The 21,283-nt window shown below is 63.8% G+C and carries 14 protein-coding genes; 7 read left to right on the top strand and 7 right to left on the bottom strand.

The annotated features are described in order from the left end of the window. Positions 1-36: 36 nt before the first annotated feature. The 3 genes from AB8808_RS18480 to AB8808_RS18490 all read right to left on the bottom strand — a co-directional run bounded on the left by AB8808_RS18480 (position 37) and on the right by AB8808_RS18490 (position 7,567). On the bottom strand, positions 37-444 hold the full coding sequence (locus AB8808_RS18480) for a hypothetical protein (protein ID WP_369930992.1): 408 nt from the start codon (positions 442-444) through the stop codon (positions 37-39). Between the two features lie 722 nt (positions 445-1,166). After that, the gene (locus AB8808_RS18485) at positions 1,167-2,141 is read right to left on the bottom strand and encodes an RHS repeat-associated core domain-containing protein (RefSeq protein ID WP_506193234.1); all 975 of its coding nucleotides are present in this window, start codon (positions 2,139-2,141) and stop codon (positions 1,167-1,169) included. 23 nt (positions 2,142-2,164) lie between these two features. Further along, the gene (locus tag AB8808_RS18490; RefSeq protein ID WP_369930994.1) at positions 2,165-7,567 is read right to left on the bottom strand and encodes a hypothetical protein; all 5,403 of its coding nucleotides are present in this window, start codon (positions 7,565-7,567) and stop codon (positions 2,165-2,167) included. A 419-nt stretch (positions 7,568-7,986) separates the two neighbouring features. Here AB8808_RS18490 and AB8808_RS18495 point away from each other — a divergent pair, with 419 nt between their 5' ends. The 3 genes from AB8808_RS18495 (at position 7,987) to ppa (ending at position 12,896) form a co-directional block, all read left to right on the top strand. Further along, on the top strand, positions 7,987-10,035 hold the full coding sequence (locus AB8808_RS18495; RefSeq protein WP_369930995.1) for a sodium-translocating pyrophosphatase: 2,049 nt from the start codon (positions 7,987-7,989) through the stop codon (positions 10,033-10,035). 148 nt (positions 10,036-10,183) lie between these two features. After that, positions 10,184-12,268, top strand: coding sequence for a prolyl oligopeptidase family serine peptidase (locus AB8808_RS18500; protein WP_369931288.1), 2,085 nt, complete (start codon positions 10,184-10,186; stop codon positions 12,266-12,268). Positions 12,269-12,362: 94 nt separating this feature from the next. After that, complete coding sequence (gene ppa / locus AB8808_RS18505) at positions 12,363-12,896, top strand: inorganic diphosphatase (protein ID WP_369930996.1); 534 nt, start codon at positions 12,363-12,365, stop codon at positions 12,894-12,896. 214 nt (positions 12,897-13,110) lie between these two features. On the opposite strand, the gene AB8808_RS18510 is transcribed toward ppa, so the two are convergent. The 3 genes from AB8808_RS18510 to AB8808_RS18520 form a co-directional block, all read right to left on the bottom strand. After that, on the bottom strand, positions 13,111-14,130 hold the full coding sequence (locus tag AB8808_RS18510; RefSeq protein WP_369930997.1) for a DUF2333 family protein: 1,020 nt from the start codon (positions 14,128-14,130) through the stop codon (positions 13,111-13,113). 68 nt (positions 14,131-14,198) lie between these two features. Beyond that, positions 14,199-14,789, bottom strand: a complete 591-nt coding sequence (locus tag AB8808_RS18515; RefSeq protein WP_036139540.1) for a ferritin-like domain-containing protein — start codon at positions 14,787-14,789, stop codon at positions 14,199-14,201. Positions 14,790-14,919: 130 nt separating this feature from the next. Then, positions 14,920-15,585, bottom strand: a complete 666-nt coding sequence (locus AB8808_RS18520) for a TetR/AcrR family transcriptional regulator (protein WP_369930998.1) — start codon at positions 15,583-15,585, stop codon at positions 14,920-14,922. A 361-nt stretch (positions 15,586-15,946) separates the two neighbouring features. On the opposite strand from AB8808_RS18520, the gene AB8808_RS18525 reads away from it, so the two are divergent. The 3 genes from AB8808_RS18525 to AB8808_RS18535 all read left to right on the top strand — a co-directional run bounded on the left by AB8808_RS18525 (position 15,947) and on the right by AB8808_RS18535 (position 18,878). Further along, entirely contained in the window at positions 15,947-16,606 is a 660-nt protein-coding gene (locus AB8808_RS18525; protein ID WP_369931000.1) for a protein-L-isoaspartate O-methyltransferase family protein, read from the top strand. 34 nt (positions 16,607-16,640) lie between these two features. Further along, positions 16,641-17,999, top strand: a complete 1,359-nt coding sequence (locus AB8808_RS18530; protein WP_369931001.1) for a TolC family outer membrane protein — start codon at positions 16,641-16,643, stop codon at positions 17,997-17,999. A 276-nt stretch (positions 18,000-18,275) separates the two neighbouring features. Beyond that, positions 18,276-18,878, top strand: a complete 603-nt coding sequence (locus AB8808_RS18535) for a hypothetical protein (RefSeq protein ID WP_369931002.1) — start codon at positions 18,276-18,278, stop codon at positions 18,876-18,878. 50 nt (positions 18,879-18,928) lie between these two features. On the opposite strand, the gene waaA is transcribed toward AB8808_RS18535, so the two are convergent. Continuing rightward, a complete protein-coding gene (waaA, locus tag AB8808_RS18540; protein WP_369931289.1) occupies positions 18,929-20,194 on the bottom strand; it encodes a lipid IV(A) 3-deoxy-D-manno-octulosonic acid transferase in 1,266 nt (421 codons plus the stop codon). A 79-nt stretch (positions 20,195-20,273) separates the two neighbouring features. Between waaA and lpxL the strand changes: the two genes are divergently transcribed. After that, positions 20,274-21,191, top strand: coding sequence for an LpxL/LpxP family Kdo(2)-lipid IV(A) lauroyl/palmitoleoyl acyltransferase (gene lpxL, locus AB8808_RS18545; protein WP_369931003.1), 918 nt, complete (start codon positions 20,274-20,276; stop codon positions 21,189-21,191). Positions 21,192-21,283 lie beyond the last annotated feature (92 nt).

Below are 21,283 nucleotides of genomic sequence, written 5' to 3' on the forward strand. Positions count from 1 at the left end.
GCTTCGCTACTTCCAGTACCGCACGCTGCGTGGGAGTTAAAAACTGGGCGTCGGGCAAATAGCGAGCGCGTTTGGCATTGAGAACGATGTCTCGCGTATCGATGAACCCGCACAGCCAAGCATGATGCTGGCAGAAATGAGAAGAAATAAAAGTAAGCCGACGCCTCCAGACCACCGCGCCAGCGTTAGCAACATCCAATGACGACTTGCAAAATTGGATTCGAGATTTCGCCTCAGGAAGACAACCCCGAGAAGCTTCATCTGCGCATTTGCACCGTCGATGCCGACGCCCTCAAGGCGCGTCTCCGTGCGCAGTAGCGAGGCGAGGCGTGCCATGCCGACGAGATAGCAGACAGCAGACAGCAGACAGCAGACAGCAGACAGCAGACAGCAGACAGCAAGAATAAAGGCTGCTGTACCAATAACCATCGTTGCTTCTTTCATCACTTCCCTTCCGGCGGCTGGAGGCGAGTCATTGACCCACTGCAACGTACGCGAGCGCGATTGCATTATCCAATATTCAGCGATCGGGCCAAAAAGCTAACGCCAGAAATGTGCCGCCGAAAGCGCCAATCATCATCACCATGCCGCCCACAACGTGCCTTTTGATCGCAAGTCGTCTGACCAGCAAAGCGACACGCTAGCTGCAGTAATCTACTGGACACCTACTCCCGAAAAGTAGATCAATTGAAGCGAATGCTCAGAGTTTTCTCTCCCCAAAAAGTTTAGACATGTCAGATTGAGAAAATCTGGAAATTGAAATTCTCCAAAACGCGTAACCAGCGGCACACCCAAGAATGCCTGCAACAGCGCTAAAAGATAAAAAAGGCGACCAGTTTGCCCTGGAGCTGGATGCAAGTGCTTGTTCAATCGACGTTCGCATAAAAAAAATGGATGCTACAACGCTACACAGCAGCCCGATGAGCACGCATCCAAAGGCCGAGATCCACGATAGGCGACGAAATAGAAAATATAGAGGCAGTCCGGGAATTAGAGCCACAGCATATGACGCCGGTGCCACTAGAAGAAGGGCCCAGAGCCCCTCGAGGGGACTTCCTACGAGAGAGATAAGCATTAAAACACACGCAGGGATCAACGGCGCCAAAAGGAACGCAGTTACGACCTTTTTTCCACTCTGCAGAACCATAGCTTTACCTCATAAGTTCTTAATCTGAGAACGGTATCTTGTAGTCCTTTGGCCCTTCCTCTTCCCAAATAGAGTTAATTATAGGTCCAGTAAGAGAACCCGGCGCCTGCAACGTTGACGTTCCCTCTCCCCAGGTATTGACCAGCGAGCTACCCGATGCAAGAGGCACCGCTTCCCGAACCACGATGCCGGAAGCAAGGGGGTGTCCTTCTTGAGTTACATTTACCACTGCTGGCTGATGGTCGACCATATTCGTAACAGTGAATGACATAACAGGGCTGATGTAGCGAGACAATAACCCACCAAGTACCGGCGTTGCATCATTACGCGTACCACTCGCGGATGCTCCTTTTGAGAAGCCAGGGGTTGGGAATTCAACCAATTGAGCCCGAGCAGACGACACAGACACTCCTAGCGCTATCAGCGGCACGCTGTAGAAGTGATAATTTTCACTCGTAGACTTAAAATCTACGAATCCGGGCTGGGCTCGAAAAGCTACGTCGTAAGATTGAGTAACACAACGTGTCATTCCATTGGAAGTTGTACAGTCCTTCCCATCGGGGTCGATGTTTATTGCCGGGTTATCATTAGCGTATACAAAGCGATTAAACGAGAATGTGTCCGCTGGACGGCTAGCCGCTGGATCAGCGCTCAGAAAACGTCCGACGCTAGTATCGTAGTACCTAGCCTGCATATAGACGAAACCAGAATCCACATCGTTCACATGACCTGTATATCCCGGTCCCTGCTCCGGCGTACCCAGCGCCTGTGTACCGTAGGGCCGGTAATCCGCACTGCTAATGATGTTCCCCGACGCATCCGCCTTCGCCAGCACAGTCCCCTGTGGACTGGTGTAGTAGTAGGTAATCGTCTCCGCCGCATGGGCAACGCCCATGCTCGCGCAAACCATCGCCATAAAAAGCAACAAGGCTGTCAGCCATGCCGACCCCGGCCGCAAGCAACGACGAACGATCGACATCGCGGAAGTTTCCATCATCACGCTCCTGTGCCGGGTCATCACGGGCTCACACTGTTGGACGGGCTGTAGGCGGAGCAGCCCACGGCGTTACACGCGCGCACTTTGTAAGTCAGCGTGACGCCGGGTTGCTGCAGCGAGCTGTAGGACAGCCCCGAGTCGTTGTAGACCAGGGTGTTGTTCTCCATGAGCTCGTAGCGCGTAGCGGATGCCTGCGCCGTCCACTTGACCAGCACCGTGGGCTTGGTCGGGCCGTGGTAGGTCGTAGTGAAAGTCGGCGCCGCCGGTGCCGATGGCACGAGGGATACCGTTACGGTGGTCACATTGCTCCAGGGTCCACACGACAGATCGTTACACCCCTGAACCTGATAGGCGTAAGTTCCATTGCCACGACCTGAAACGGACCAACTGGTTGCCGCGTTCCATTGGACACGTTGGAAGCCACCCCCGTTGACCGACTCGCCAAGGTTGTAACTAGTTCCATCACTTACAGCGGACCAGCTGATGGTGTAGGCGCCCGTGTTACTCGTGCCACCACCGGTGATGGTCGGGGTCCCCGGTGTCCGCATCACGCTTACCGCACCGCTGGTCGCGTAGCCGCCACAACCGTTCGCATTGCACGCACGCACCCGATACCACCAGTTGCTCGACGCACCTTCGGACACGGTCGTGGAGGTATTAGTCCCAGACCATACATTCGTCCAGTTGCCATCACTGCTGTGGTCCACTTGGTATGAGGTGGCATAGGTCGTCGCGGGCCAGCTCAACGCCACGGCGCCCGTCGAGTTGGCGGGCACGCTGATACTGGCCGGGGCCGGCGGAATATGGGCAATGGTGACCGCGTTTGATGTGGTGGGCGAGCTGCATCCATTGGCGTTGCATGCCGAGGCGCGGAACTGGTAGACGCCGTCACCCGGGGCACCCCACGACGTATTGGGCGCCGTGCCGTTATAAAGCAACGACCAACCACCATTGTTTATGGAGTACTCCGCCTTGTAGCTCGTCGTATTGGTGGTGGCTGGCCAGCTGACCGCGATGTTCGACAGGTCACTGGCAGGCGTGGCCGTCACCGAGGAGGGCGAGGAAGGCGCCAGCGTGGATGGCGGGACAACGAAGCTTCCGGACTGGGCCAGGGCATTGTTGTAGCCGCCCGTGAGCGAGATGCCGTACACATAGATGGCCTTACCGGCATACTGAACACGCTGGGCCTCTGTCAGCGGGATGCTAAAGCGATGCTTCGTCCCGCTCGAGTGGCACGCCGTCTGCACGGCCGCCTCGCTGAGTTGATTCGCCGTGAACCCGCCGACCATGGTGGCTGCTTCACCCGGAGAACTCACATACAGATGCACATCGATCGATGCCGCTAGACCACTGGCGCACGCCCAGCCGGTGATGGTGGCATTCGCCCCCGTCGTCACCCCATCAATGTTGCCCATCACGACTGACGTCGTAGCCTTCCGACTGGCGACAAGGGTTTTGCCCAGGTAGACATAGCTGGTGCCATTGGTGCTGCCGTTGTCGTACTCCCACATCAGCTGACCGCTGCTGCTGTAGGCGTAATAGGTCGTGCCGGACGCCGTGACCGCCTTCACCCGGTGACCGGTGGCGTCATACAGGTAGTCGCCTTTGCCGTTGACCGAGAGCAGCCGATTGGCCAGGTCGAAGGTCATCGCCTGGCTGTCCTTGGCCGTGGTGTTGCCCTGGGTGTCGTAGGTGAAGCTGTGCACCGTGGCGCCGTTGTTGCTGATCGTGCTCAGCAGGTTGTTGGCGTTGTAGTTGTAGGTGTTGCTGCCATTGCTGTTGGTCAGGCTGCGCAGGTTGTTCAGCGTGTCGTAGGTGTAGGTCTCGCTGCCCCACAGGTTGGAGGCGGTGGCCGACACCAAGCGGCTCAGGCCGTCGTAGGTCATCGCACGGGTGCGCTGCGCCGAACCCGACTGGTCGGTAATCGACAGGATGTTGCCCACCTTGTCGTAGCCGAAGTCTTCGCTGACCGCGATCTTGGCGGACGTGCCGAAGCTGAAGTTGGACAGCAACTGCCGCGCATTCTTGCTGGCCGAATACAGCGCGCCGTTGCCCAGCGTGTAGGCCTGCACGGCACCGTCCGGGAAATACGTCGCGCCGCTGACGAACGAACCCGCCGTCGTCGGTTGCCCCAGCGCATTCGGTGACATCGCCACCGTATTGCCATCGGGATACTGAACGCTGGACAGGTGGCCATTGGCGTCATACCCGTAGCCCAGCGTCCAGGACCAGCCGTCTACCGACAGCGCTTCGGCGGTGAGCAGGCCGAGCTTGTTGCGACCGTAGGACCAGCCTACGGTGCCGGTGCTGTTGGCATTGCTGGACGAGGTGGCCGACGTCGACGTCGCGGGCCGGCCCAGCGCATCGTAGGTAAAGCTCGTGGCCAGCGTACCATTCGGATAGGCGACCGAAGTGACGCGGTTCATCGCGTCATAGGCGTTGGTGGTGCGAGCCGCCGTGGCGACCTGGTCATAGCCGCACCCGGTGCCGTTGAACGACTGGCCGGCCGCGCTCCACACCACGTTGTCGGCGCCGTCGTAGGCCGTCATGGTGCTGCCCGTTTCCGGCTCCCATGAGCGACACAGCCGGTGCTGGGCGTCGTAGGTCATCGTGCGCGTGACACCGCCCTGCGTGAGCGAAAGCACGTTGCCATAAAGGTCTCGACTGATGACCTGTGAGACGCCCTCCGGCGCGTCAACCTGCACGACCGCATCCATGCTCGGAGTGTCGAAAGCCTGGAAGTGCGAAACGGTGAGGTTCTGATTAGCGTCCGCCACACGCCTCGCACCGCCCGTGACATACGCCATGGTGGAAACGAGGTTGCCCTGCTCCGAGGCCTGGATGCTGGTCACGGGTCGACCCAGGACGTCGTAAGCCGTTGCCCTTCCGGTATCCATGCTGGCGCGATCCGGTGTCCCGGAGACCGCATAGGATTCGAAGGTTTTTCGACCCGCCCAGTCGTAGTCGGTGCGCGAGGAGGTGGCCAGTCCGCTGCCGGCATCCGACTGCGTCGCGATCACCGGGCGAAGCAGGACGTCAAAATCCGTCCGTTGGTTGAGGTTGCCCTGCGTCGCGGTACGCACCCAGTGATTGCCACCCATGCCGCGGGCATCGGGGGAGAAGATGTAGCTGTAAGTCTTGGGTGCCCACGCGGTGCTGTCGCCCGAGGGATAGTCGATACGTGCGATGCGACCGATCGCGTCGTAACCGTAGCTCGTGGTCGCGCCCGCCTGATCGGTGATCGCCGCGATCTGACCCAGGCCATCGACCGTCACCGCCTGGCTCGTGCCATCCGGGTAGCCGATGCTGGTGGGAATGCCACGGGCGTAGTTGCCCAGTGTGGTGGTCTTGCCGTTGCCGTCGGTGAAGCTGGCCAACTGACCCTGCGCACTGAAGGTGTAGCCCATCACCTTCACCCCGAACCGGTCGCGCTCGGTCGGCGTGGCGGTGCCGCTGTCGTAGAGCATCTGGCTGACCGTCTCGCCCGTGCTCAGGTTGATCGACTGCGCCGGCAGGCCGATCACCCAGAGCGCAGTGTTGTCCGTGTAGGTGGAGCGATCACTGACGCTGTAGCCGAAGTTGTTGGACCGGGTGACGTCCTGGGGACGTGCGAACGCGTCGAACGCGGTGGCGTTCCAGGTATAAACGTCCGGCGTGGTGCTGGCCGAAGGGTCCATCGTGATCTGCTGCGTGGCCTTGGGTAGCTGCTCCTGCAACTGCGCCGTGTTGACGCGCTGCTGCGGCGCATAGCCCCAAGGGTGGGCATAGGCTCCGGACCGGGCATCCTGGGCCGGCGTCGGATTGACGTACGCGTAGGCGGTCGAGCGGCGTATCGCGGACGAGGCACCACTGTCGTAGACGTCTTCCTTCAGCAGCTGGCTCTCGGTCCAGTCGTAGCGATTGGAGAACGTGCTCCGCTCAAGGTGCCCGTCGGGGTAGCTGACATCCGTGGACACCTGGGTGGCGCACGCGGTCGAGGTGCAATCCTTGGACCAGCTTTCGTTTGCGGGCGAGTAGCTGTAGGTCCAGGAGAGCCCGTTGGTAGGAAGACCGGTGCCCGAGAGCGTGCGCTGCGTGATCGCCATGCCGTACGAGACGTTCGGCACCGTTGCCCATGTGCTTATGCCGTCCGGGGTGGCGGCCATGTTGGGGCCGGCCATACATTGCTGCGGCACATAGGAGCGGCCACGCTTCAGCGGCGTGACCGTATAGCTCGCGACGAGCCCCGAGGGGTGCGTGAGTGTCGCGTTGAAGGGGGTACCCATGTTGCTCGGCACGCCTGCCGTCGCACAGGTGCCGCCGGACTCGCGCGTGTCCACCCACGCGCCGTTGAACCGATCGAGGTCATAGCCCCAGCTGCTACCGTCCGGCTGCTTCACCGAGGTCAGGGTGTAGACCAGATTCGCAGTGGACTTGACGTAGCTGTACGTCCAGGTGCGGTTACCCGCGGCACCGCCCTGCACGGTGATCGTGCTCACCCGGTGGCTGCTTCCTCCCGTGCTGGCGTCCGTCTCGTAGGTCAACGTGACATGGCGACCATCCGACGCGGCGATGTCCGTGACATCGTCACCACTGTAGGTGTAGGTCACCGAGTTACCGAACCGGTCTTCGATGCGCGTCACCAGCATCCGGCCTTCGCGGCGCAGCAGCAGGTCTTCTGCCGTGGCGAACGTATGGAAGCCCGAGCGCGCGGCCGTGGGACTCGACCCGAGCGGCCGGGTCAGCGACGGCATGTAGCGATAGGCGATGTGATCGAGCCAGTACTTCGTGCCATCCGGCGAGACCGCGAGAAAGCCCTCGATCGCGGTATCGTTCGCGGCATGCGCCAGGCAACCCACCGCCCAGTTGCCACGGGTCACGATGGGATAGGCCAGCCCCGCCACGCCGGGCGTGGTCGTATTGGCCGCCGAACGGGACAATAAGTCCTGGCTCGCCTGGCCCGGGATGCGCAACTGGTAGCCCTGCCACCAGGTCGGCGGCTCCCAGTCGGCGCGCATGGAATCACCGTTCGGCGCGGCCACGCTGGGCGGTGGACCGAAACTGGAGCAGATGGCGCCGTGATTGGTCGCCGCGACGCGCCAGCCCGGTACATTGTTCTGCTGGGCCGTGACCGTAAAGATCTGCGGCAGGTCCATGTCCCAGTCGCCGAAGGCACGCGCCTGCAGGTCGGGGCGATCCTCAACACCGTGGAAGCTGAAGCTGCGGCCCAGGCTCAGCGCCGGCCCCGTGCCGGTCAACGACACGTCGGTCTGGGCGAAGGACAGGGAGCCGTCGTAGAGGCTGATCTTCTCGCCGAAGGGCGTGTCACCCAGCGGCTGGATATCCTCGTTGACCTTGATGAGCTTCTTGTACTCGTCTTCGGGCTTGACCGTGGTCTGCGCACCCGCTGCGAAGGGCAGCGCCAGCGCGAGAACCATCGACATCCCGAGCGCCATACGCGCCCACGAGCACACGAACGGCGCCCTCCCCTGGTTGGACCCTGTCATCGCATTTTTCCCCTGGCCGTGAGCGAGCGCTCAGGGCGGGGAATGTAAATGGCCGATTTTGCGTCGGTCAACACGACTTAGAGCCGTTAGCTTGACCCTGCGGAAACCATGATGCCGACGCGACCCGAGGCGCGCCAAAGGCTGGCACGGCGTCTATACCATTCGTTGTAGTCTTTCCCCTACACAAGCTGACGGCAAGGGACTACACAAGTGTCGTGTTGTCCGATCAGCGCGCTTGCCATGGCCACGCCAAAAAAGCGCATCCCACCCCTTGCGCAGCGCACAACACCTTCCACCACATACGGTGCCTATACTCGGACCGGGCCCTGCCGGGCTCCCACCATGGGGAGGCTACGATGCTGCAGCAGTACGCTTTGTGGATCGCGCTGGCATGCGCGCTCGTTGCGATTGTGTATGGCGCATTCTCGGTCAGATGGGTATTGGCTCAGTCGCCCGGCAACGCTCGCATGCAGGAGATCGCCGCGGCGATCCAGGAAGGCGCCCGCGCCTACCTCAATCGCCAGTACGCCACCATCGGTGCCGTCGGCATCGTCCTCTTCCTTCTTATCGGCCTCTTCCTCGACTGGGGCACCGCGGTAGGTTTCGCACTCGGTGCCTTGCTCTCGGGAGCGACCGGCTACATCGGCATGAACGTGTCGGTTCGCGCCAACGTCCGCACCGCCGAGGCCGCCCGTAGCGGCCTTTCTTCTGCCCTGGCGGTGGCCTTCCGTGGTGGCGCGGTCACCGGCATGCTGGTGGTCGGCCTGGGCCTGCTCGGCGTGGCCGGCTATTACGGCGTGCTGCTGCACATGGGTTACGAGCGTACGCATGCGCTGCATGCACTGGTCGGCTTTGCCTTCGGCTCCTCGCTGATCTCCATCTTCGCGCGGCTGGGTGGCGGCATCTTCACCAAGGGTGCCGACGTGGGTGCGGATCTGGTCGGCAAGGTGGAAGCCGGCATTCCCGAGGACGACCCGCGCAACCCGGCGGTGATCGCGGATAACGTGGGCGACAACGTCGGCGACTGCGCGGGCATGGCGGCGGATCTCTTCGAGACCTACGCGGTGACGCTGATCGCCACGATGCTGCTGGGTGGCGTCATGGCCACCGAGGTCGGGCCGTCCGGCGTGCTCTATCCGCTGGTGCTGGGCGGTGCGTCGATCGTGGCGTCGGTGATCGGCACGTTCTTCGTCAAGAACCGCGGCGGCAAGATCATGAATGCGCTGTACGCCGGCGTGTTCGTCTCGGCGTTGCTCGCGGCCATCGCGTTCTGGCCGATCACGCAGTCGATGATGGCGGATTCGTCGTTCGGGCCGACCCGGCTGTTCGGCTGCACGATCATCGGGCTGGTGCTCACCGGCGCCATCGTGGTCATCACCGAGTACTACACCGCCACCGAGTACGGGCCCGTGCGGCACGTGGCGCAATCGTCCACCACCGGTCACGCGACCAACATCATCGCGGGGCTGGGCGTGTCGATGAAGTCCACCGCGCTACCCGTACTGGCAGTATGCGCGGCGATCTGGGGTGCGCACACACTGGCCGGCCTCTACGGCATCGCCATCGCGGCCACCGCCATGCTCAGCATGACCGGCATGGTGGTGGCGCTGGATGCGTACGGCCCGATCACCGACAACGCCGGCGGCATCGCCGAGATGGCCGAACTGCCGGCGGACGTGCGCGGCGTCACCGACCCGCTGGACGCCGTGGGCAACACCACCAAGGCCGTGACCAAGGGCTACGCGATCGGTTCGGCCGGCCTGGCCGCCCTGGTGCTGTTCGCCGACTACACGCACAACCTCAACCTGCACTTCGGCGGCACGGAGGTGCGCTTCGACCTGTCCAACCACTACGTGATCATCGGCCTGCTGATCGGTGGCCTGATCCCGTATCTTTTTGCGGCCATGGCGATGGAAGCGGTGGGCCGCGCGGCCGGTGCCGTGGTGGAGGAAGTGCGCCGGCAGTTCCGCGAGATCGCCGGGATCATGGAGGGCACCACGCGCCCGGATTACTCGCGGGCCGTGGACATGCTGACGCGCTCGGCGATCCGCGAGATGCTGGTGCCCTCGCTGCTGCCGGTGCTGGTACCCGTGGTGGTGATCTTCGGCTTCAAGTGGCTGGGCGGACCGGAGGCTGGGGCCCAGGCGCTGGGCGGCGTGCTGATCGGCACCATCGTCACCGGCCTGTTCGTGGCCATCTCCATGACGACCGGGGGCGGCGCCTGGGACAACGCCAAGAAGTACATCGAGGACGGCCACTTCGGCGGCAAGGGCTCCGAGGCCCACAAGGCGGCGGTCACCGGGGACACGGTGGGCGACCCTTATAAGGACACGGCAGGGCCGGCGGTCAACCCGCTGATCAAGATCATCAATATCGTGGCCTTGCTGCTGATTCCGTTGTTGTGATCGAGGGGCGAGGGCCACCCAGGCCCTCTAGCCCGAAAGTCATGGGTGGCGGGCCCCTCGGCGTGCGCTAAGGTCGGGGCCCGTTCTGCCTCACGGATACGATCCCATGCAACGACGCTGGATTGCGCTGGCCATCGCCCTTACCTTCATGGGCATGACCCAAGCCCACGATGCCCCCAAGACCCCTTCCGGCCAGGCCGCCCCGGCCGCCGGCGACGACGAAAACCTCTGGCTCGACGACATCGACGGCGCCAAGCCGCTCGCATGGGTCAAGGAGCGCAACGCCGAGACCGTGGCGAAATACGCCAAAAGCGAGGCCTTTACCTCGCTGGATGCGCGCCTGCTCGAAGTGCTCGACTCCGAAGCCCGCATTCCGATGGTCTCGAAGATCGGCGACCACTTCTACAACTTCTGGCGCGACAAGGCCCACCCCAAGGGGCTGTGGCGGCGCACCACGCTGGCGGAATACCGCAAGGACAACCCGGCCTGGGAAACCGTGATCGACCTGGACGCGCTGTCCGCGTCCGAAAAGGAAAACTGGGTGTGGCACGGCGCGCAGTGCCTGCGGCCGGCCAACCGCCGCTGCCTGGTCTCGCTATCGCGCGCCGGCGCCGATGCCGACGTGATCCGCGAGTTCGACCTCACCACACGCAGCTTCGTCAAGGATGGATTCACCCTGCCCGAGGCCAAGACCCAGGTCGCCTGGATCGACGACGACCACCTGTTCGTCGCCACCGACTTCGGCCCGGGCTCGCTGACCGAGTCCAGCTACCCGCGCATCGTGAAGGAATGGAAGCGCGGCACGCCGCTGTCGTCAGCCACCACCGTGTACGAAGGCACCGCCAAGGACATGTCGATATCGGCCTATCGTGACCTCACGCCCGGTTTCCAGCGCGATTTCGTGCAGCGGGCGCTGGAGTTCTACAACACCGAGACCTTCCTGCGCGGCAAGGACGGCAAGCTGGTCAAGATCGACGTGCCCAACGACGCCGAGACGGACGTGGAACGCGAGTGGCTGCTGGTCGAGCCGCGCACGGCGTGGACCGTAGGCGGCACCACCTACCCCTCCGGTTCGCTGGTGGCCACGAAGTTCGACGACTTCATGGCCGGCAAGCGCGAGTTCACCGTGCTGTTCACACCCGACGAGCACAGCTCGCTGTCGGGTCATTCGTGGACGCGCCATCACCTGATCCTCAACGTGATGCGCGACGTGGTCAGCCAGATCCAGATCCTGACCCCGAATGCGAAAGGCCCCTGGACGAGCGAATCGCTGGGCGGCGCGCCGCCGCTGAGCACGATGGACGCCGGTGGGATCGATGCCGACGATTCGGACGAGTACTTCCTCACCGTGTCCGGCTTCCTCCAGCCCACCACGCTGTACTACGGCGTGCTCGGCCAGGGCGAACGCTCGGCCATCAAGCACAGCCCGGCATTCTTCGACGCGTCGAAGTTCGCGGTCAGCCAGCATTTCGCCACCTCCAAGGACGGCACCAAGGTGCCCTACTTCGAGATCGCCCCAAAAGATCTGAAAGCCGACGGCAACAACCCGACCCTGGTCTACGGCTATGGCGGCTTCGAGATCCCGCTGCAACCGGCGTATTCCGGCGGCGTCGGGCGCGCCTGGCTAGAAAAGGGCGGCGTGTATGTCATCGCCAACATCCGTGGCGGCGGCGAGTACGGCCCGCGCTGGCACCAGGCGGCCCTCAAGGCCAACCGCCCGCGTGCCTACGAGGACTTCGCCGCGGTGTCGCAGGACCTGATCGACCGCAAGATCACCAGCCCGAAGCACATGGGCATGATGGGCGGCAGCAACGGCGGCCTGCTGGCCGGCAACATGCTGACCCGCTACCCGCAGCTCTACGGTGCCGTGGTCAGCCAGGTCGCCCTGCTCGACATGAAGCGCTATACGCACATGTCGGCAGGCGCCTCGTGGATGGCCGAATTCGGCGACCCGGACAAGCCGGAGGAATGGAAGTACATCCAGACGTTCTCGCCGTACCACAACCTGCACAAGGGCACCCACTATCCGGCCGTGCTGTTCACCACCTCCACGCGCGACGACCGCGTGGGCCCGGTGCACGCGCGCAAGATGGCCGCCCGCATGCAGGCCATGGGCCTGGATGCCTCGCTGTATGAAAACCTCGAGGGCGGCCATGGCGCGGCGGCGGACAACAAGCAGTCCGCCTTCATGAACGCGCTGGCCTACACCTATCTCTGGGACCACCTGAAGTAGCTGCCGGGGCCGCCTGGCGCCGCTTTTGCGGCGCGGGCGGCTAGCCCGTATCCTATTCGGCCGCTTCCCCCCCTACTACTCGTCAAGGAATCCCATGGGTCTGCATCTCGTTCCCGCCGGCAAGAACGTACCGGACGAAATCAACGTCATCATCGAAATCCCCAAGGATGCCGAGCCGGTCAAGTACGAAGTGGACAAGGAAAGCGGCGCGATCTTCGTCGACCGCATCCTCTCCACGCCCATGCGCTACCCCTGCAACTACGGCTACGTGCCGGGCACGCTCGGTGGCGACGGCGATCCGCTGGACGCGCTGGTGATCCTGCCGCTGTCGCTGGTTCCCGGCTCGGTCATCCGCTGCCATCCGGTCGGCATGCTGAAGATGAGCGACGAGGCAGGCGCCGACGAGAAGCTGGTGGTGGTTCCGGTGGAGAAGGTGTTCGCCGGTTACGGGCACATCAAGGATATCGACAAGGTGTCCGGCCACTGGCTGGAGCGCATCGGCCACTTCTTCGAGCACTACAAGGACCTGGAGAAGGGCAAGTGGGTCAAGGTCGAGGGCTGGGTCGGCGCGGATGAAGCCAAGGCGGAAATCGTGGCTGGCATGGCGCGGTATAAGGCCGATCATTAAGCTCGCCTAGGCGGCTATCGCGGCTATCGCGCACATCGTGCGCTCCTACAGGCGCGTTTATCGCCCACATCGTGGGCTCCTACACACGCACGCCATGTAGGAGCCCACGATGTGGGCGATAAACGTTCCACCGATGGTTTACGTTTCGCGTGATCGACGTTATCGCACGTTGTTTTTCGCGCACATCGTGCGCTCCTACATGGGTTTAGGCGGGTTAGCCGCGGCCTAGCAGGGTGCGCAGGTCGATGATGGCGGCGTTGGCGCGGGAGATGTAGTTGGCCATCACCAGCGAGTGGTTGGCGAAGAAGCCGAACGGCGCGCCGTTGAGCACCACGGGGCTGCCCAGGGCTTTCTGGGATTCTTCCAGCTCGCGAATCACCTGTTCGAGGCTGGCGTCGGCGTTCTTGCTGCGCAGGATGGGCGCGAAATCGTGGCGGATCGCCTTGAGCTGCTCCAGCAGTGCCCAGGTGTAGCCGCGTGCCTCGTATAAGTTGTCGTCGATCTTGTTCCAGGGCGTCTTGACGTACACCGCCTTGGCAGGACCGGCCGTGCCACCGACGTCGGCGTTGGGCGCCGCATCCACTTTCAACTGGCCTGCGGCGGCGGACAACCGCTGCGACAGCGAACCGAGACGCCCCGAGACCGTCTGCAGGTAGTCGGCCAGGTTATCGGCGCGAGCATAGAAATGCGCGTTCGCATCCTCGGCGTCGCTCAGGCGGCCCAGGTAGTTTTCCAGGTCGTCCACGGCCTTGCCGTACTGCGATTCCGAACTGGGCAGCAGCCAGCGATCGTTGGGGCTGTTGAGCAGCGGATCGGCCTCGCCCAGGGCTTTGTCTTCCGTGGATTGCGTCTGCGAGCGGCTCAGGTCGTTGCGCAGCGCACGCGAGAGATCGCGCGACGCGGTCAGCGAGCCGAATTCCCAGTTGGGCATGTTGTCCATGAACACGCCGGGCGGCAGTTTGTCGTTGCTGAGGTAGCCGCCACGCTTGGTCATCAGCGTGTCGACCGACCGGATCAGCGTGTACGTGGTCACCGCGCCGGTGGCCATGGGCCGACCGATGTCCTTCATGTGGGCGGTGGTGACCGCGACCGGATCGAACTGCTCCGGCTCCTTGTCCCACCACCACATGAAGAACAACGTGAGAAGAACCAGGATCGCCACCAGGGTGGCGACCAGCAGGCCGATCGGATGGCGCCGTCGCCGGGAGGGCGAGGGAGTGGCGGTCGCATTCATGATGTCTTTCCTTATCGTCGCGAACGTGAGCGCCTAGCTTACCCAATCGATGCCGGGAGAGGACCGGATCAGTGCGAGGACGACTGGGACGGCTCCCAGGCCTGCACCGGCTCGCCCTTCGCACCCAGGTTCTCCAGCAGGGTAGCCATATCCTCGGCGTGCTCTTCTTCCTGGGCCAGGATGTCTTCCATGATGCGACGCGTGGTCGGGTCGTCGTCACCGATGTACTGCACGATCTCGCGATAGCTGTCGATGGCGATGCGCTCGGCCACCAGGTCTTCCTTGATCATCTCCACCAGCGTGGTGCCTTCCACGTAATCCGCGTGGCTGCGCGAGAGCAAGCCTTCCGGATTGAAATTGGGCGTGCCGTCCAGCTGGGTAATGCGCTCGGCGATGCGGTCGGCGTGCTCCTGCTCCTCGCGCGCGTGCTCCAGGAACTCCGACTTCACGCTCTGGGAATGGATACCCGGCGCCATGTAGTAGTGATACTTGTAGCGCAGCACGCAGACGATCTCAGTAGCGAGCGCTTCGTTCAGCAGCTTGATCACCGTTTCGCGATCGGCGCGGTATCCCGCCGTCACGGCACCATCGTCGATGTGCTCGCGGGCGCGCTTGCGGATGTTCTCGATATCGCTGATGAACGGCTTCGTCGTGGCCATGGCCTGGTCTCCTGGGAGAGTGGGTAGGTCCACGACGGTAGGGACGTTGCTGGGAAAGCCGGGTGAAGAATGAGCGGGGTGAGAATCGTCCGCATTACGTGGACTTAGCTGCAGAATGCACCGTCGCGCGTTATACCTTCGCCGCGCGCGACTGGTAGGCGTTGAGGAACATTTCCACGGCCGCCAATGCATTGGCATTGACCTCCTCGGCAAACTGCACCGCGCAGTCCTCGCAACCGAACAGGCGACGGATCAGCAGGTCGCCCTTAAGGAGCGCGAGGAACTGCGTGCTGGCCCGCGATACATCGGGGATCTCCAGCTGGCCGCGCGCCACGGCGCCCTCGAACAACCGCTGCACCAGCTTGTGCATGCGTGCCGGACCTTCTTCCCAGACCAGCCGCCCGAAGCGCGGGTTGCCGCCCGATTGGCAATCCGACAGGATTGCCCGGAACGTGCCGACGGTCTCGGTGTTGGTTTCCATCGCCGCGTGCCGGCTGGCGATATTGGTGAGGGTGACGCGGATATCCGCGCCCTGGCTGAAATCGAACAGGTCGTCCGGGAGGCGTTCCTGCACGTGCGCACGGATCACTTCACGGAACAGGTTGTCCTTGTCGCCGAAGTGGCTGTACACGGTCAGCTTGGACACACCCGCCGACGCCGCCACCGCGTCCATGCTCGTGCCGGCGAAGCCACCCTGCGTGAAGAGCGCCTTGGCCGCGTCGAGAATGGCCGCGCGCTTTTCCATGTCCTTGGGACGACCAGGGCCCTGCGGCTTCATTTTCGGGCTGGCGTTCATGGCTGCACCTTCACAAACTGAAAATATGACTTTATTATACGCAGCGGTTCAGTTATTTCCACTTTTCCTGCGGCGCGTGCCGACATGGGTGGAGACGACGGAAAGCTGTCCTTCGTGGCTCGGAATGAAATGGGGTCGCCTTCGGGCTAAACCCAAGGCGTTCAGGGGCTTGCGGTAGCGGCTGTTCAGGCAGGAGCGAGCGAAGGCGCCCATCGGGGTGACTTCCGTCAGCCCCGTCCGGTGACTTCCGGCACTTAGTCGGGACACCACCGTAGCCGCAGCCTTTGATCCATTGGGAAAACGGGCGCTAAGCGCTTATCCTTTCGAACCTTTTTCAGCTTTTTGTACGGGACCCGACACCATGGCGATGAATTTCGAACAGGCACGGCAGAACATGGTCGAGAACCAGGTGCGCCCCTGGGAAGTGCTCGACGCCGACGTCCTGGAGACGCTCAAGGGCGTCCGCCGCGAGGATTTCGTCGCCGCCGCCCACCGCAACGTGGCTTTTGCCGACCTCACCCTGCCCCTGGGCCATGGCGAGGTCATGATGAAGCCAGTCGTGGAAGGCCGCGTGCTGCAGGCCCTGGAACTGAAGAAGACCGACGAGGTGCTGGAGATCGGTACCGGCTCCGGCTTCCTCACCGCCTGCCTGGCCCGTCTGGCCGGCAAGGTCACCAGCATCGACATGCACGCCGACTTCGTGGACGCCGCGCGCGAGCGCCTGGCCGCCGCGCTGGTCACCAATGCCACGGTCGAAACGGCCGAAGCGGTCAACGGCTACACCCCGGCAGGCGTTTTCGATGCCGTCGTGGTCACGGGCGCGGTGCATTCGGTCCCCGAGAAATTCGTGCGCTGGCTGAAGCCGGGCGGGCGCATGTTCGTCGTACACGGCAACTCCCCCGCGCAGACGGCGGTGCTCCTCACCCATGAGGGCGAGGGCCGCTTCCGTGAAGAGTCGCTGTTCGAAACGGACCTTCCCTACCTGGCGCATGCCGCGCCGGTGAAGCGCTTCGTGCTCTGACCCCCAGATTTTCCATTACCCACGAGGCGAAACCATGCGCTTGAAGCTGCTCACCGTCGCGCTGGCACTGGCCGCGATGCCTTTCGCGAGCCACGCCGAAGACCTGCTCGACGCCTATCGCCAGGCCCGGGCCAACGACCCGGTGCTGTCGCAGGCCGATTCCAACCGGCTCGCCACGGGCGAGACCGTCGTGCAGAGCCGTGCGCTGCTGCTTCCGCAGGTCAGTGCACAGCTGCAGCTGAGCCAGGCGGAACCGAACGGCAGAGATCCCCTCGTCCTGAACGACGGCACTGTCGTCAGCAACGATATCGGTCACACCCGCACGCGCAGCTCGAGCCTCTCGGTCTCTCAGAGCGTGGTCGATTTCAGCCGCTACGCGGACCTGAAGGCCTCGAAGTCGTCTTCCGAAGCGCAGGACGCCACCTATGAAGCTGCCCTCCAGCAGCTGTCGACACGCGTGGCTACTGCTTACTTCCAGGTGCTGACCAACGACGACGCACTGACCTTCGCCAAGGCCAACGAGCAAGCGCTCGCCCGCCAGTTGGAGCAGGCGCAGCAGCGTTTCGACGTCGGTCTGTCCGCCATCACCGATGTGCAGGATGCCAAGGCGCAGCACGATACCGCCGTGGCCTCGGTGATCACCGCCGAGAACACGCTGGCCGACTCGCGCGAGGCCCTGACCCAGATCACGGGCAAGCCGTCCGACAACCTGAAGAAGCTGCGTGAGCAACTGCCGATGGACCCGCCCACGCCCAACGATCCGAAGGCCTGGGTAGCCGAGGCGGTCAAGAGCAATCCGACCATCCTGGCGTCGCAGTACAACGTGGAGTCGGCGGAACACAGCATTTCCTCTGCCCGCGCCGCACACCTGCCCACGCTGGACGCCACCGCCGGCTACAGCAAGAGCACCGCCTGGACGCAGAATGCGGGGACGCTTTCGTCCAGCAATTCCAGCAGTAACGGCCGTGGCGGCACCACCGTCGGCCTGACCCTCAGCGTGCCGATCTTCTCCGGCGGAGCCACCCAGTCGCGCGTACGCCAGTCGATCTACCAGCGCGATTCTGCCCAGGACTCCCTGGAAAGCTCCCGCCGCCAGGTGGTTCGCGACACGCTCAACTACTACCGCTCCGTAGTCGCCGGCATCAGCAAGGTCGAGGCTACCAAGGCGGCGGTCGAGTCGTCGGAAAGCGCCCGTGACGCCACGCAGGCCGGCTTCGAGGTCGGCACGCGCACCATCGTCGACGTGCTGATCGCCCAGCAGAACCTGACCTCCGCGCTCAGCGACTATTCGCAGTCCCGTCATCAGTTCATCCTCGACAAGCTGCTGCTGAAGCAGACTGCCGGCACGGTGGACGTCAAGGACCTCGAAGCGATCAACGCGCTATTGCAGTAGGAGCGCACGCACGTGCGCGACATGTGTTGAGGCCGAACCCCGGAGCTGGCGCGCCAGCTCCGGGGTTATCGCGAAAGGATGTCGCGCACATCGTGCGCTCCTACGGGTCGGCTTCAACCCAGGTTGCATACACGTAAGAACGGGCCCTCGCGGGCCCGTTTTTTTGCTTTACAGGGCACCGCTTACATGAAAAAGCGTGTTCGGCTTACAGCCGGCCGCGGGCGAGGCATAGATCATGGCCAGGCCCAACCGGGCAAGCCACGACCAAGGACGATCATGATCCGAACCAGCCTGTTCTCTGCCGCCGCGCTCCTGGCGGCCTCCTCTGCGTTTGCGGACGCGAGATCGCCTGCCCCGGGCCGCGACGCCCACATCGTCGAGCAGCGAAGTGCCATCGCGTTCGAATACGACGTGAGGACCAAAGGCGTGCGGAATGCGTTCAGGCCGACGTATGAAGCACTGTGGGCGGCCACGCTGAAAAACTGCGACGTGCGAGGTGGTTACCTCTCGGAATACCACGACGGCTTCAAGCGCAGGTACGTGGATACCCGGGAAGGCGGCGTGCGCGGCAACGCCTACGCCAACTGCCGTATCGACACACCGGAAGAGCCGGCGCTCACCGGTGCAGAACCCACGCCTCTGGCCAGCCTCACCATGGGCACGGGTCTCGATGGAACGAAGGGCCTCATCGAAGCCTCGGGCAACAAGCGCCTGGCCTATCTCGCTGCGCGCGAGAAGGTGTTCCAGACCTGTCTGGACAACAACCGCCGCGTGCGCTTCATGAGCGTGGCGACCACGCCAAAGCCAAACGGCGATGCCAACGTCGAAGCGCGTTTCGCCTGCAACTCCGCCATGGATGCCTCGCCGCAGCGCGATTGAAATTTAAAGTGACCTGCCGTGCCAGCTGACACGTCACCGCCCGGCCGCGCTTACTCCTGAAGGAGCGTGTCGACCAGGTCCATCACCTTGCCCACCGAACCGCGCTCGCTATCGAAGACATAGCGGGCGCGGTCTCCCATGTGCTCGCGCCGCTCGTGGTCGCGCAACAGCGACAGCACCTGCCCACCCAGCGCATCGCCATCCTTGACCCGCTGGCCGCCGCCTTCGTCGAGCAGCGCCTGGGTGATTTCCTCGAAGTTGAAGGTATACGGCCCGACCAGCACGGGCTTGTTCAACGCCGCCGGTTCCAGCACGTTGTGCCCGCCGATGGACACCAGGCTACCGCCGACGAAGGCGACATCCGCGGCGGCGAAGAATCGCAGCAGTTCACCCATCGAATCGATGACGAAACACTGCGTGGTATGCCCGGGAACGCCGTCGCCACTGCGCGTGCCGACCTGGAAGCCGAGGCTGCGCACCGAGGACTCCACGGCCTTGAACCGCTCCGGATGACGGGGCGCGATCAGCAGCAGGGCATCCGGCAGGCGTCGCATCACGGCCAGGTGGGCCTGGAGCACGCACATTTCCTCGCCTTCGTGCGTGCTGGCGGCGATCCACACCGGGCGCCCCGTGCCCCAGGCTTCACGCATGGCCAGCCCGGCCTGCAGGGCCGAATCCGGCACCGGCATGTCGAACTTGAGGTTGCCGCACACGGTGAGCTGGCTGGGCTCCGCGCCCAGCAGCCGGTAACGCGCGGCATCCGTGCGCGATTGCGCGGCGATATGGCTGACGCAGCGAAGGGCCCGACGCACCAGCGAACTCATGCGCGCATAGCCGCGCAGCGAGCGCTCGGACAGCCGGGCATTGGCGATCAGCAGCGGGATGCCGTGCTTGCGGCAGGCGAAATACAGGTTGGGCCAGATTTCCGTCTCGACGATGACGGCCAGCCGCGGCCGGGTGCTGCGCAGGAAGCGCTTCACCGCGAAGGGCAGGTCGTAAGGCAGGTAGACGCTGTGCACGGTGTCGCCGAACAGCTGGCGCACGCGCTCGGAGCCCGTGGGGGTGACCGTGGTGACCAGCATGGGGGCGTGCGGATAGGACGCCATCAACGCCTTGACCAGCGGCTCGGCGGCATTCACCTCACCCACGGACACGGCGTGCACCCAGAGGCAGCCTGCCAGCCTGGGCTCGGGGAAGCGACCGAAGCGCTCGCGCCAGCGCACGTGGTAGTCGCCGTAGCGCATGCCCCGCGCCATCAGGCGCAGCATCACCAGCGGGGTGAACAGGTACATCGCGAAGTTGTAGAGCACACGCAGCAGCACGCGAATCCCTGGTTGGCACGTGGCCGGTCAGTATAGCCGCGCCCATTCGTTACAATGGGCGGACATGCCTGGTATGCCCCGCCCCACCCTAACGCGTCACCTGCTCTCGCCCCGTCAATGGCCGGCGTGGGCCGGGGTGGGCGTCATCTGGCTGATCGCCCACCTGCCCTTCCGCTGGCTGATGCGGCTGGGGCGCATGGCCGGCCGGCTCGCCCTGCACCTGAACCCGGAACGCCGGCGCATCGCCGCGACCAACATCGCGCTGTGCTTCCCCGAACTGGACGCCGACGCGCAGAAGGCCCTGGTCCGCGCCAACCTGTGCGACGTGGGCATGATGCTGGCCGAGTTCGCCCTGGGCTGGATGGGCTCGGACCGCGCCATCGCCCGCGTACCGGTGACCGTGGAGGGCCTGGAACACCTCGAGGCGGCCCGCGCCGCCGGTCGCGGGGTCCTGCTGGTGGGCGGGCATTTCTCGCACCTGGAGCTGAGCGCCCGCCTGGTCTCCTCGCGTATCCGCATCGCCGGCATGTACCGGCGGATGGACTCGGAGGTGTTCGAGTTCGCGGTGCTGCGCGCGCGCCTGCGCTATGCGGAGGCCATGTTCGACAAGGACGACATCCGCGGCAGCGTGCGCTATCTCAAGGCGGGCGGCACCCTGTGGTACGCCCCCGACCAGGACATGCGCAGCAAGGACAACGTGTTCGTGCCCTTCTTCGGCGTCCCCGCCGCCACGATCACCGCGACGCATCACCTGGCCCGGCTATCCAACGCGCTGGTCATTCCGTTCTATCACCGCCGCCTGCCGGACGATGCCGGTTACGTCATGCGCCTGGGCGCGCCGCTGGACGACTTCCCCAGCCAGGACGCGGCGAGCGACACGGCGCGCGTCAACGCGCAGATCGAACAGATGGCACGCGAAGCACCCGAGCAGTACCTCTGGGTACACAAGCGATTCAAGACGCGACCGCCGGGCGCCGCAAAAATCTACTGAGACTTTCGCCGGGCTTTCGTAAGTGATAACGCCTACGCAGTCCTCGGCTTTCGTCATATAGAACGAAAGCCTCGCGAAAAAACACGCGCGTA

It is taken from the genome of Xanthomonas sp. NCPPB 2632 (assembly GCF_041228075.2).
Classification (GTDB): Bacteria; Pseudomonadota; Gammaproteobacteria; order Xanthomonadales; family Rhodanobacteraceae; genus Luteibacter.